This is a genomic window from Salinicola salarius (genome assembly GCF_003206135.1).
GTDB lineage: Bacteria > Pseudomonadota > Gammaproteobacteria > Pseudomonadales > Halomonadaceae > Salinicola > Salinicola salarius.
In genome coordinates this window covers 21,036-34,557 of the sequence record NZ_PZJT01000001.1, presented here as the reverse complement: position 1 = coordinate 34,557, position 13,522 = coordinate 21,036, and the positions used below count along the sequence as shown (strand labels likewise).

Below are 13,522 nucleotides of genomic sequence, written 5' to 3'. Positions count from 1 at the left end.
AGGACCACCGGCTGTGGATCGTCGAAGCGCTGACCATGCAACTCGCGTTGCCATCAGCGGCGACCTTGACCCAGCGGCTCTATCAGTCGCTGAGAGACTGGATTCAGGAGGGCAAGCTTGGTGCCGGCACGGCGCTACCTTCCTCGCGACAGCTGGCTCACGAGCTCGGGCTGGGCCGCAATACCGTGCTGGGCGCCATCGACCGGCTCGCGGCCGAAGGATTCGTGGAGACTCGCCGAGGCGCGGGTGTCTTCGTCGCCGAGTGGCGACCGGAAGCCCTGACGGCGGCGGTATCGGCATCCGGTATTGCGGCGCCGTCGCTTTCCGCTCGGGGCCGGCGCATTCTCGATTTCAGCGGTGTGCTGAGCGATCGCTATACGGCCTTCGCGCCGGGCGTGCCCGCACTGGACCGGTTCCCCCGTGAACGCTGGCAGCGGTTGTTGCGCCGCCATCGCCAGCGGGCGCCGCTCGAATGGCACGACTACCAGCATCAGGGCGGTGTCCCGGCATTGCGAGAAGCGCTTTGCGACTATCTGCAGTTATCGCGTTCGGTGCGTTGCCGGCCCGGGCAGATCCTGATCACCCAGGGCGCCCAGCAGGGCTTCGAGCTGATCGCCCGGTTGCTGGCCGATGCCGGTGAGGCCGTGTGGGTGGAAGAGCCGGGCTACGGCGGGGCGCAGTCCTGCTTCGTGGCGGCCGGTCTGGATACCGTGCCGCTGGCCGTCGACGAGGAAGGGGCGAACGTGGAGCGCGTGCCGCGGGTGACGCCACCGCCGCGGCTGATCTATGTCACGCCCTCGCACCAATATCCCAGTGGCGTGACGATGACCTTGCCGCGCCGGATGGCGCTGCTGGATGCGGCTCGGCGTCATGGTGCCTGGATCATCGAGGACGATTACGACAGCGAGTTTCGCTACGCCAGCGCGCCGATCGCGTCGCTGCAGGGGCTCGTCGACGATGCCCCGGTCATCTACGTCGGCACCTTCAGCAAGGTGCTCTATCCGGGATTGCGGCTCGGCTATCTGGTGCTGCCGGAAGCGCTGGTCGATGCCTTCAAGCGAGCCAATGCCCGGCTTCACCGGGAAGGGCAGTACGTGGCGCAGGCCGCGGTGGCAACGTTCATTGCCGAGGGGCATTTCGTGAGGCACGTCGCGAAAATGCGTGGGCTCTATCGCCAGCGTCAGGCGCAGTTGCGACGAGCACTGGCCCCGGCGGTCGCGCGCGGGCTGGTGCTCTCGGCGGGGCAGGCGGGGATGCATCTGGTTGCCGAGCTGGACAGTTTCGAGCTGGAGACCGAGCTGGTCTCGCGGGGGCAGGAGGCCGGGATTCTGCTGTCGCCGCTATCGCGCTATTTCCTGCAGCCGCCCGGCCGGCCAGGTCTGGTGCTGGGCTACGCCGGCGCCACCGAAACCGAGATCGCGTCGGCAGGACGCTGGCTGAGCGATAGCTGGTGCCAGTTGCGCATCCGCCACGGGCCCTGAGCGCGGGCGGCCGATTCAGGCGTCGCCGTCGTCGTCCTGCGGGTCTTCCGTCTGACGGGGACCCGAATTCGAATGGCGGCGTTGGTCATCGGACGAACGGCGCTCGGTCCTCGACGAGGCAGTGTCGCGGTCGCTGCGTGACGTGGCGTCTCGTTCCTCGTCATCAGGGTGGTCGCGTTCTGGTTCCTGGTGGCGAATGCCCTCGGGGAAATAGACCCGGGATGCCGGAATGGCCAGCTCCGCGCCGTGGGAGTCGATGATGTCACGGATCTTCAACAGGATGTCCTGCTTGATCTCGTGGAAACGCTGCCAATCCGTCTCGTGGGTGAAGGCGTAGACGATGATATCCAGCGAGTACTGGCCGTAGGTGGAGAAGTTGACCGTGATCAGTTCGTCCTGATTGATCTCCTCGTGCTCCAGCAGCAGGTTGCGAATATCCCGGGCGACGTTCTCGACGGCGCCGATATCCTGGTAGCGGAGGCTGATGGTTTCCCACAGACGGCGACTGACCATCCGGGTGGGGGTCTCCACGGAGATCTGGCTGAACCAGGCGTTGGGCACGTAGAGCGGTGGCCCGGCGAAGGTTCGGACGGTAGTGAGGCGCCAGCCGATATCCTCGACGATGCCCTCGATCTGGCGCTCGGGCGAGCGGATCCAGTCGCCGACCACGAAGGGCTTGTCCAGATGGACCACCATGCCACCGAAAAAATTGGCAATGACATCCCGCGCGGCGAAGCCGATGACCAGGCCACCGAAGCCGCCCATGGCCAGAATGCTCGACATCGATACGCCCAGGATCTGTAGTCCGATCAATATCAGCGTGACGATCAGGATGGCGCCGACGATCTTGGTCAGGGCTGATGCCGAGGTGGGATCGACCGGCTTGGCATGGCAGTTGCCCGGCGGAAAGACCAGGCGCTGCTCCAGCCGTCGGAAAAGCCGGATGCCGCCCCAGGCGACCAGAAACAGCGTAATCAATGCCCCGACCCGGGACAGTACGATGTTCAGCCGCTCGATCTCGAAATGGTTGCCGATCACGCCGAGACCGACCATCAGCGCGGTGACCCAGACCCACCAGCGCAAGGGAAGACGCAGTCCGTGAAGGATGGGGTCGTCCCAGCGCCGCGGCGAATTGCGCAGGCGTCGCTCCATCCGGTTGAGAACGAAGTGCAGGGCGATGTCGACGATGACCGCGATCAGCAGTATCAGCGCAGGCAGCACGATCCAACCCGGGATATGGAGCCACTGGCCGAGTTCGGTCTGGAAGCGGGAGATAAGATTCGTGGCGCTATCGGAAATATTCATGCACCTGCTTTTTCATGTCCGGAAATCGAAGCGTTTCGACGCTGCAACAGAGATCGAGCCTAGTGTGTCGATGAGTATCCGGCGCGTCGATTCGCTAAAAGCGTAGCGGGGCGAAGGGGCATATTCCACAAGGTGACTCGATTCGGCGTGCTTGCGATCGGTTCAGCGCAGGCAGCAGCGCTTGGCCTTCTTGCCGCTGCCGCAGGGGCAGGGCGCGTTACGCGAGGCGGCGGCGGGAGGCGGGTCGATGATGCCGTCGATGTAACGCCACAAGCCCTGGCGTCGGCGAAAGCGCGAACGCTCGTGAAGCACTTGCGGCGTTACCGCTGGCCCTGCACCGAACGGGCGGCAGTGTGCCTTGAACTCGACCGTTGCCTTGGCGCCGTTCTCGTGGGCATCGAGAATCTCGAGCCGCAGCCATTGTTGTTCCTGGCGGTCCAGTTGCTCCGCCGTCAGGGCCGGGTCGATGGCATCGGCCTCCCAGGTCCTGACGAGATAGTCGCCGAGCCCGCCCAGCGCAAAGGCGGTGTAGCGTGAGCGCATGAGCGCTTCCGCCGTTGGCGCGGGCGCTTCCCCGCGATGGTAGATCCCGCAGCAGCGGCGGTAGGGCAGGCCGTTTCCGCAGGGGCACGGTCGAGTCTCGATGTCTTCGGAGGCTGTGGTTGGAACATTCATTTGGGTAAACTACGCTATCGTTTGTCTCTAAATGTTAATGGTGCGCTGCGATTTGCCCTAACATGTGGTAAAAGTGCGGCGCCTGGAATCCCAACGCCAAGTCATTCGATACGTGGGTCGACCACTTATGTTTCTCGACGAGTTCCATTCTACCGACGCGGACCGTATCTGTATCACCGCAGATCAGGCCAGTCAGTTTGCGCGTCAGATCGCGGGAGATTACAACCCGATCCATGATCCCTGTGCGCGGCGTTTCTGCGTGCCGGGCGACCTGTTGTTCGCGCTGGTGCTGTCCCGTTACGGGCTGTCTCAGCAGATGACGTTCCACTTCTGTGGAATGGTGGGGGACAGCGTCTCGTTGAGCTTCGTCGAAGAGGAAGAGACCGGCACCGTCAGCGTCGTCGACCAGAGCGGCAAACAGTATCTGAACGTCAAGCGCAGCGGCTGGACGATCCATGACCCGGGCACTGTCGAGACGTTTACCCGTCGCTATGTGGCCTTCTCGGGCCGCAACTTTCCGCATTACCTCAAGCCCCTGCTCGAAGAGAAGGGCGTCATGTTCAATCCCCAGCGCCCGCTGGTGATCTACGACAGCATGGGGTTCACGCTCGAGGATCACGACCCCTGTGATCTGGATCTGGACTTCGCGGGCGCCAATCTGGACGTCAAGGGCAAGCGTGGAGAGGCTCATCTCGAATTCCGCATGAGCTGCCATGGCCGTGACGTGGGCATCGGCTCCAAGAAACTGGTCATCAGTGGTCTCCAGGACTACGACGCGGAAAAGATGGATACGTTCGTGACCAATTTCACCCAGCTGAAACTGGCCAATCCCTGTTCGGCCTGATCGCACGCGACTCGTGTGCGCTGCTGCCTCGTGTGCGCTGCTGCCTCGGGGGCGTGTATTACTCGGCGGGCGTTGAGCGGGCGATTCGCGTCGCATCGGCCCATTTGCGGATAATGCCGTTCATCCTGTCGCGGCCAAAGGGCTGGCGGGATCGGGGCGTACAGGTGAGCGGGACTTGCCATGAAGGAACATGTCACCCCTTTTCAGTTTTTTATCCTGGCGCTCTCGTTCTACGTGCTGGGAGCCATGCTGGCCGAGCTTTTCCTCGATCTGCCTACCGATATCCTCCAGTTATTCGGCTATCTGGACTACATCGTCTGCTTTTTCTTCTTCATCGATTTCTGCCAGCGGTTCTACCGCGCGCCCAATAAATGGCACTACATGCGCTGGGGGTGGCTGGATCTGCTGGCGTGCATTCCTGCCGGATGGTTCCAGGCTGCGCGCCTGGCCCGTGTCGTTCAGGTCATTCGCGTGATCCGGGCGCTGCGGTCGCTGGAGTTGATCTGGCAACTGCTGTTTCGCAACCGGGCCGAAGGCGTGTTGGCGTCGGCGGCGACAGCGACCGTGCTGCTGGTGTTCTTCGGTGCGATGACGGTATTGATGGTGGAAACGCCCAACCCGGACAGCCCTATCAATACGGCGGAAGAAGCATTGTGGTGGGCGATCGTGACCGTCACCACGGTCGGTTACGGGGATTACTATCCGATCACGACGCTGGGGCGCATCGTCGCCGTGTTGCTGATGGTCTGCGGGGTCGGGCTGTTCGGTAGTTTCGCGGCTTACGTGAGCTCGCTTTTCGTCGAAGATCAGGAAGAGTCGGAATCCCGCCAGCACAAGGCGAACCGGCGCATGATGCGCCACATGATCGAGCAGGTGAGCGAGCTTCAGGTCGAGATCGAATCGCTGCGTCAGGAGCTGCGCGATCATCGTCGGGAGTTGGCCGAACGCCAGACGCGCGAGCACGAGGATCGTGACCGAGAGGACGATAAAGCGAAACGATGAGCGCGATGACGATATTGCATTGCCAGGGAAATATAAGGGTGCTAATATAATTTCCATCGAATGTAGATACTTCGATTAGCAGTCGTTCGAGTCGCGTCTCCTAGTAACACCCCGCCTCGCCCGCGCATCCCCCCTCTTGCGCGGGCTTTTTTTGTCCTGATTTCGCGCATCGTTTTCCAGTTACGTCATCACGAATCCGCCCCCACGGGGATGTGAAGCACCACGTCGTCGCCGTCCCACCCGACGGACCAGGTACGCAAGCGCCGCGTGGCATCCTCGAGACACTGGCCATCCGTCAGCCGAAAATGCTGTTTGTAGATAGGCGAGGCGACCACCAGCTCGCCCTCGAGATCGCCGACGATGCCGCGGCCGATCACGTTGGCGCCGGAAAACGGATCGCGGTTGTCTACCGCGTAAAGCTCACCGGCGGCTTTGGGCCGGTTGAACGACTCACCGGCGGCTCCGGGCCGGTTGAACGACTCACCGGCGGCTCCGGGCCGACCAGGTAGCCCGTCAGCGGCTCCGGGCCGACAAGGTAAATAGAAAAGCGCTATCTGATGCCCTTCATGCCAGGCGACGATGCCGGAGCCGGCAACCAGGTCCGCCCGGTTGCACAGGCGAACGGGGCGTGAAGAAGAGGCAGACCGTGCTGCCTCGTTTTCCAGGATGAGCTCGCTCATGACGTTACCTCCACTGCCAGTGCGGCAATCTCTTCGGGGCGCGCAGGTCTCGGCTGGTCGCGCTCGCTGACGGCGATGATGTCGGGATCGCTGCGCTTGTCGTTGACGAAAGTGCGGAAGCGCTTGAGCTTTTCCGGATCCTTCAGCGCCCCGGCCCATTCACACTCGTACTGATCGACCACGTGCTGCATCTGGGCTTCGAGCTCGTCACCCAGCCCCAGGCTGTCCTCGAGAATCACCGCCTTGAGATAGTCGAGTCCGCCTTCCAGGTTCTCGCGCCATACCGAGGTGCGCTGAAGTCGATCGGCGGTGCGGATGTAGAACATCAGCAGCCGGTCGATGATGCGCAGCAGCTCGGTGTCGTCGAGATCGGTGGCGAACAGCTCCGCATGGCGCGGGCGCATGCCGCCATTGCCGCAGACGTAGAGATTCCAGCCGTGCTCGGTGGCGATCACGCCGACGTCCTTGCTCTGGGCTTCGGCACATTCCCGCGTGCAACCGGAGACGGCGAACTTCAGCTTGTGCGGCGAACGCAGGCCCTTGTAGCGATTCTCGATGGTCAGTGCCATGGCGACGCTGTCCTGGACGCCGTAGCGGCACCAGGTGTTGCCGACGCAGGACTTCACCGTGCGGGTGGATTTGCCGTAGGCGTGGCCGGTCTCGAAGCCGGCGGCGATCAGCTCGCTCCAGATGTCCGGCAATTCATGCAACTGGGCGCCGAACAGATCGATACGCTGGCCGCCGGTAATCTTGGTGTAGAGATCGTACTTCTTGGCTACCGCGCCGATGGCGATCAGCTTGTCCGGGGTGATCTCGCCACCGGGAATGCGCGGAACCACCGAATAGGTGCCGTTCTTCTGCATGTTGGCCATGAAGGTATCGTTGGTGTCCTGCAGCGGCACCAGCGAGGGGTTCGTGATCGGCGAGTTCCAGCACGAGGCGAGAATCGAGGCGACGGCCGGCTTGCAGATGTCGCAGCCCATCCGGCCTTTGCCATGACGCGCGTGGAGCGCCTCGAAGCTTCGGATGCCTTCGACCCGGATGAGGCCGTAGAGCTCCTGGCGGGTGTAGGCGAAGTGCTCGCACAGGCTGCGGTCGACTTCGACGCCACGGCTTTCCAGCTCGTGTTCGAACACCTGCTTGAGCAGTGCCGTGCAGCCGCCGCAACCGGTGCTGGCCTTGGTATCGGCCTTGAGCGTGCCGAGATCCGTGCAACCGGCCTCGACCGCCTGACAGACCGCCCCTTTGGAAACGTTGTGACACGAGCAGATGGTCGCCGTCTCGGGCAGGGCATCGGCACCCAGCGTGGGCGCGCCTTCGGTGCTGGGGAGGATCAGCGCGGCCGGGTCCTTGGGGAGCTCCAGGCCGTTGCTGTAGTACTGCAACAGGGTATCGTAGTAGCTGTTGTCGCCGACCAGCATGGCACCGACCAGCTTCTTGCCGTCACTGGAGACCACCAGCTTGCGGTATTCCTGCTTGATCTGGTCCAGATAGCGGTACATGCGCGCCCCGGGGGTGCGGTCGCCATGTGCATCGCCGATCGACCCGACATCGACGCCGAGCAGCTTCAGCTTGGTGCTCATGTCGGCACCCTGGAAGGTGAGTTCGCCCCCGATCAGGGTGTCGACGGCGGCCTTGGCCATCTGGTAGCCGGGGCCCACCAGGCCGAAGATGCTGTCCTGCCATAGCGCCACTTCGCCGATGGCCAGAATGTCGGGATCGCTGGTCCGGCAGTTGTCGTCCACCACGACGCCGCCGCGCTCGCCGACCTCCAGCCCGCAATCCCGAGCCAGCCGATCCTGGGGGCGGATGCCGGCGGAGAACACGATCAGGTCGGTTTCCCACACTTTCTCATCCTGGAAGACCATGCGGTGATGGCGGTCCAGGCCGTCCTCGATACGCTGGGTGGCCCGGCCCGTCAGTACCTGAACCCCTAGCTGCTCGATCTTTTCGCGCAGCAGATCGCCGCCTTCGGTGTCGACCTGCATGGGCATCAGGCGCGGCGCGAATTCCACCACGGCGGTATCGAGATTCAGGCCGCGCAGGGCGTTGGCGGCCTCCAGCCCCAGCAGGCCGCCACCGACGACCACGCCACTGGAAGCCGTTTCGGCCGCGGCGCGGATCGCATCGAGATCGTCCAGAGTACGGTAGACGAAGCAGTTGGGGCGGTCGTTACCCGGAATCGGCGGCACGAAGGGGTAGGAGCCGGTCGCCAGAATCAACTGATCGTAAGCGTGGCTGCCACGTTCGGTGACGACGAGGCGGGCTTCACGGTCGATGGCGCTGACGGTTTCTCCCAGGCGAAGGTCGATGCCATGTCTGGCGCAGAAGTCCGCTTCGCCCAGGGCCAGGGCATCGGCATCGCTACCGGTGAAATAGTCGGACAGGTGCACGCGATCGTAGGCGCGGTGGCGTTCCTCGCCGAAGACGGTGATGGTGTAGTGCTGATGCGCCTGGCGTTCGACCAGCTGCTCCAGGCAGTAGTGGCCGACCATGCCATTGCCGATCATGATCAGGCGAGGCTTGCGGGACGGGGTCGGGGTGTCGGCTTCGAAGGTCATGCCGCTTCCTCCAGTGAGTGTTGAGTGTCTTCGGTCAGGCGTTGCGCGACATCGCTCGCGCCGAACAGCAGCAGATCGCGATGGTGGCCGAGATCCGCACCGGCTCTGGACAGTTGAAACAGCGTCGGACCATCGCCGGTATCGCCGTAGAGCACGGCGCCGATCAGCCGGTCGTTGCGAAGCAGCAGGCGGCGATAGTCGCCTCCTTCCGGGTCGGCGTAGGTCAGGGTGTCGTCGTCGGGTTCCGCCTCGACGGGGCCGAACGCGTAGAGAGAGATGCCGGCGACTTTCAGCCGCGTGGCGCAGACGCTGCCGATATAGGGTGCCGGCGTCTGGCCGCCGAGGAGATCCGCCAGGGTCTCGACCTGCTGCCAGATCGGCTCGACCAGGCCCACCGTGGTGCCATCGAATTCGCAGCATTCACCGATGGCATGAATGCGAGGGTCGCGGGTGGTCAAGTTGGCATCGACGCAGATGCCGGCGCCGACATCGAGACGGGCCAGGCGGCCGAGCTCGGCGTTGGGCGTGATGCCGGCGGCAATCACCACACAGTCGGTGGCCAGTCGGCGGCCGTCGGTCAGCCGCACGGCCTGGACGTTGCCCTGGGCGTCGGCGTCACAGCCGGCCAGGCTCGCATGGGTCTCTATCGTCAGTCCGCGCCGTTCGAGCGTGTCACGCAACCAGGTGGCGGCGGTGACATCGAGCTGGCGGTTCATCAGCCGATCGCCGCGCTGCAAAAGCGTGACCGCCAGGCCGCGCTTGCGCAGGCCTTCCGCCGCTTCCAGCCCCAGCAGCCCGCCACCGACGACCACCGCCCGGCTGCCCGGCGATCGGGCGATCAGCCAGTCGACATCGTCGAGATTGCGAAAGCCGCCGACGTTACCCAGCTCGATGCCGGGAATGGCCGGCAGCGTGGGACGTGAACCGGTGGCAATGACGAGACGGTCGTAGTGAACCGGGTCGCCGAGGTCGGTATGGACAAGTCGATGGATACGGTCGATCGTCACCACGCGCTCGCCCAGCCGCCACTCGACGCCGGCGGACATCTCCTCGCTCAGCCGGGTATCGAGGGAGTCGCGTTCGATCTCGCCGGCCAGCCACGGCGACAGCAGGATCCGGTTGTAGGCCGGAGAAGCCTCCGCGCCGATCATGGTGATGCGAGTCGGCCGGGTCGGGCGGTCCTGTAGCGCCTGCAGCAGCCGGTGTCCGGCCATGCCATTGCCGATGATCACCAGGTGTTCCCCGGCATCGGTTGGGGTTCTGGATGGAGCATCGGCTGGTGCTTTGAATGAAGAAAGGGCGGTCCTGCTCATGTTGATCCCCCGTCAAGCGACGTTTTCAAGCGCAGCCGTTTTCCGAGTTCGGAAGAGATGCCTGGAAAACGGCGGCGCAACGCAAAAAGGCGCCTGATGACACGGAGTATTGAACTCCGCGGCATCAGGCGCCTTTGCCTGAATATCGATGCGACGCCCGAGAGCCGACGAATGAAGCGGCATCGTCAGCCTACCGGGGCGTGCCATGGCTATCTGGCGCGACGCTGCCTCGATGCAGCGCCGGCCTGGCGATCGCGACCGCCATTGGTCGCCGATGGTGGAACTCAAGCGAAGGCCATGCCAGTTCACCGATCTTCAAATCGATTCAGTGGGTTGGTAGCAAGGAGCGCTGACGAAAGCGGGCAGGAAGAGGGCGGATGGGCGCTGGCTTGCGCAACGCCGGTGCAGCGTTGCGCGCTTTCGCACCAAAGGTTGGCATGAACGCCCCGAGACCGGGTCTCTCGACTGCGAGGCGCGGGGTGGACGCGGCTGCAGAAGGTTGTCAAAAAAGGAAAAAGCGGCCGGTGGTCTGCTTATTGCTCTGATCCTTATCCAGGCGTGCCAGTTGCCAACGCCGGCAACGAGCAACGCTCCGGCACGCAACACCGGCAATGATCACAACGCACCGCGGATACCGGCAGGATCACGCGGCAGCAGGCAAAGAGGCCTGACCTCACGTTCAGCGTGAAGTCAGGCCTCTTTGCGTTTCAGGGAGGCGTTCATGCCCAATCCGTACAGCACGACCGATCCACAGCCTCGGCGGACGACGCCCCGCGAGTCGTTCGGCGGCACCGGCTCCTCTTTCGAGCGCACCGCCACCAGATCCTCTCCAGATAGCACCACGACCTGCCCGCCATACAAGGGCACCACGACCTGCCCGTATTGCGGCGTCGGTTGTGGCGTTGTCGCGACGATCGAGGACGGTGCGCTGGTCGATGTCGCCGGGGACCCCGCGCACCCGGCCAACCAGGGGCGTCTCTGCGTCAAGGGCAGTGCGCTGCACGAGACGATGGGCGAGCGGGGGCGCCTGTCGCATCCCGTCGTCGATGGCGAAGCGGTGGGCTGGGAAGAGGCGCTGCAGTGCGTCGCGTCGCGGCTGGCATCCACGCAGCGCGAGCATGGCCGGGAGTCGGTGGCAGCCTATCTCTCCGGACAGCTGCTGACCGAGGATTATTACGTCGCCAACAAGCTGTTCAAGGGCTTCCTGGGGACGCCTCATGTCGATACCAATTCGCGGCTGTGCATGGCCTCGGCGGTGGCCGCCTACAAGCGATCTTTCGGCGCCGACGCGGTGCCTTGCTGTTATGAGGATCTGGAGTGCGCGGAACTGGTCGTGCTGGTCGGCTCCAACCTGGCCTGGAACCATCCGGTGATCTATCAGCGGCTGAAGGCCGCCAAGCAGCGCAACCCGCTGATGCGCATCGTGGTGATCGACCCCCGGGTGACGGACAGCTGCGAAATCGCCGACCTCTATCTCGGTATTGCGCCCGGCAGCGATGCCCGGCTGTTCAACGGACTGCTGGCCTGGATGCACGCCGCTGGCCGGGTCGACCGGATCTATCTCGAACGCCATACCCGAGGCTTCGAAGAGACGATGCAGGCTGCCTGCGAAGACGATGTCGGCATCGAGGCGGTCGCTCGCGACTGCGATGTCGACGCCGAGCGGCTGGAGACCTTCTTCTACTGGTTCGCCACGCAACTGCACGTGGTGACGCTCTATTCCCAGGGCATCAACCAGTCGAGCAGCGGCACCGACAAGTGCCAGGCGATCATCAACTGCCACCTGGCGGGCGGCAAGATCGGGCTGCCGGGCGCAGGGCCGTTTTCGATCACCGGCCAGCCCAATGCCATGGGCGGGCGCGAGGTCGGAGGTCTGGCCAACCAGCTCGCGGCGCACATGGACTACCACACGCCGGGAGCCATCGATCGGGTCACCCGGTTCTGGCGCACCGAGACGCTGACGCCGACCTTGCCCGGTGCGCCGGGTTTCAAGGCCACCGAGCTGTTCGACGCCATCGAGCGAGGGGAGATCCGGGCGGTCTGGATCATGGCGACGAATCCGGTGGTCAGCCTGCCCGAAGCCAATCGCATCAAGCGCATTCTTGCGGCGTGCCCGCTGGTGATCGTTTCCGACTGCATGGCGAATGCCGAGATTCTGGAGGTCGCGGACATCGTGCTGCCGGCCACTGGCTGGTCGGAAAAGGATGGCACCGTCACCAACTCCGAGCGCTGCATTTCCCGCCAGCGCGGATTACTGCCGCCGCCTGGCTTGGCGCGTCACGACTGGTGGATCATGACCCAGGTCGCCGCACGTCTCGGCTTCGCCGAGGCATTTCCCTATGTCGATCCCTTCGAGATCTTCGACGAACATGCCCGGCTCTCCGGTTTCGAGAACGCGGTCGAAGGCGAGGGTAGCGAAAGCGACGGCGCCACCTGGCGGCCGTTCGACATTTCGGGGCTGGCGGGGCTGGACCGTGCCGGCTACGACGGCCTGGCACCGGTTCAATGGCCGGTGACCGCCGCGGCCCCCGCGGGCACGCCGAGGCTATTCGAGAACGGCCGCTTCGCGACGCCCGATGGCCGTGCCTGGCTGTTGCCGGTTCGTCCGCAGGCGGTACGCCAGGAACTGACCCGGGAAAGGCCGCTGCGCCTGAACACCGGTCGGGTACGGGATCAGTGGCATACCATGACGCGGACGGCGCGGGCCTCCCGCCTGATGAACCATCGCGGCGAGCCCTTCGTCGACATTCACCCGCTGGATGCCGAACGCCTCGGCGTCGCCGACCAGCAACTGGTCGAGCTGACGGGGGGCGATGGTCTCTATCGCGGCCGGGCCAGAATCGCCAAGTCCCAGCGGCCGGGGGAGCTGTTCGCGCCGATGCACTGGAACGACGCCTTCAGCGGCCAGGCCAAGGTCAATGGCCTGGTGGCGGCGGTCGTCGATCCGATCTCCGGGCAGCCTGAATCGAAGCAGGCTGCAGTCAGCCTTCGTCCGCTGCCGATCTCCTGGGAAGCGACATTGATCGTCGCCGCCGACATCGCGGCGGAGATTGCGCCCGCTATCGAGAGTGGGCGCGAAGACTACGCCTACTGGGCTCGGATTCCTCTCGACCATTCCGTGCGCTGGCAGCTTGGCGGTCAACCGGATGCCGCTGGACGCGACTGGCTGGCATGGGCCGAGTCCCATCTGCCCGGGCCGGTCTCGCAGTGGAGTCACGACGAAGCGCGCGGGCGCCTGCGCGCCAGCGGTATCGATAACGGCCGGCTGCGCTGGTGGTTGATGGTCGGGCCACCGGAGGGGCTGCCGTCGTTGCGCTGGCTGGACGACTGCTTCGCCAGCGAAGGCGACCAGTTGCTCGATCGAGAGACGCGGCGTCGCATCCTGGCCGGCTGTGCCAGCGGCGCGCGCAGCGACGGCCCGATCGTCTGCAGCTGTCATCAGGTCGGCCAGAATTCGATCATTGCCGCCATCCGCGCCGGCGATACCAGCGTCGAGGCGCTGGGTGCACGCCTCGCCTGCGGTACCCAATGCGGTTCCTGCCAACCCGAGCTGAAAGCCCTGCTCGAAGAAGAGACACAAGAGGAGATGGCCGATGCCAGCCTATGATGCAACTCAAGGCAATACGCGCGGGAAGAGGCTGGAGACGGCCGGCTGGATGGC

General features: G+C 64.4%; 9 protein-coding genes. 4 read left to right on the top strand and 5 right to left on the bottom strand.

The window, feature by feature from the left end:
• Positions 1–35: 35 nt before the first annotated feature.
• Entirely contained in the window at positions 36–1,481 is a 1,446-nt protein-coding gene (gene pdxR, locus DOM32_RS00140; protein WP_110630455.1) for a MocR-like pyridoxine biosynthesis transcription factor PdxR, read from the top strand.
• Between the two features lie 15 nt (positions 1,482–1,496).
• Here pdxR and DOM32_RS00135 read toward each other — a convergent pair whose 3' ends face one another.
• Both DOM32_RS00135 and DOM32_RS00130 read right to left on the bottom strand, forming a co-directional pair.
• Positions 1,497–2,786, bottom strand: coding sequence for a mechanosensitive ion channel family protein (locus DOM32_RS00135; protein ID WP_110630161.1), 1,290 nt, complete (start codon positions 2,784–2,786; stop codon positions 1,497–1,499).
• Positions 2,787–2,948: 162 nt separating this feature from the next.
• Entirely contained in the window at positions 2,949–3,461 is a 513-nt protein-coding gene (locus tag DOM32_RS00130; protein ID WP_110630159.1) for a YchJ family protein, read from the bottom strand.
• Positions 3,462–3,588: 127 nt separating this feature from the next.
• On the opposite strand from DOM32_RS00130, the gene DOM32_RS00125 reads away from it, so the two are divergent.
• Together DOM32_RS00125 and DOM32_RS00120 are read left to right on the top strand one after the other, a co-directional pair.
• Positions 3,589–4,305: a DUF3581 family protein gene (locus tag DOM32_RS00125; RefSeq protein WP_110630157.1), complete on the top strand. Its 717-nt coding sequence runs from the start codon at positions 3,589–3,591 to the stop codon at positions 4,303–4,305.
• 180 nt (positions 4,306–4,485) lie between these two features.
• Positions 4,486–5,307, top strand: coding sequence for an ion transporter (locus tag DOM32_RS00120; RefSeq protein ID WP_071229803.1), 822 nt, complete (start codon positions 4,486–4,488; stop codon positions 5,305–5,307).
• Positions 5,308–5,495: 188 nt separating this feature from the next.
• Here DOM32_RS00120 and DOM32_RS00115 read toward each other — a convergent pair whose 3' ends face one another.
• Genes DOM32_RS00115 through DOM32_RS00105 form a run of 3 tightly spaced genes read right to left on the bottom strand, consistent with a single transcriptional unit; the run spans position 5,496 to position 9,780 of the window.
• Entirely contained in the window at positions 5,496–5,987 is a 492-nt protein-coding gene (locus DOM32_RS00115) for a nitrite reductase small subunit NirD (RefSeq protein ID WP_110630155.1), read from the bottom strand.
• Positions 5,984–8,548, bottom strand: a complete 2,565-nt coding sequence (nirB, locus tag DOM32_RS00110; protein WP_110630153.1) for a nitrite reductase large subunit NirB — start codon at positions 8,546–8,548, stop codon at positions 5,984–5,986. Before nirB ends, DOM32_RS00115 begins: the two co-directional genes overlap by 4 nt.
• The gene (locus DOM32_RS00105; RefSeq protein WP_244179743.1) at positions 8,545–9,780 is read right to left on the bottom strand and encodes an NAD(P)/FAD-dependent oxidoreductase; all 1,236 of its coding nucleotides are present in this window, start codon (positions 9,778–9,780) and stop codon (positions 8,545–8,547) included. Before DOM32_RS00105 ends, nirB begins: the two co-directional genes overlap by 4 nt.
• A gap of 802 nt (positions 9,781–10,582) precedes the next feature.
• On the opposite strand from DOM32_RS00105, the gene DOM32_RS00100 reads away from it, so the two are divergent.
• On the top strand, positions 10,583–13,468 hold the full coding sequence (locus tag DOM32_RS00100) for a nitrate reductase (protein ID WP_110630149.1): 2,886 nt from the start codon (positions 10,583–10,585) through the stop codon (positions 13,466–13,468).
• Positions 13,469–13,522 lie beyond the last annotated feature (54 nt).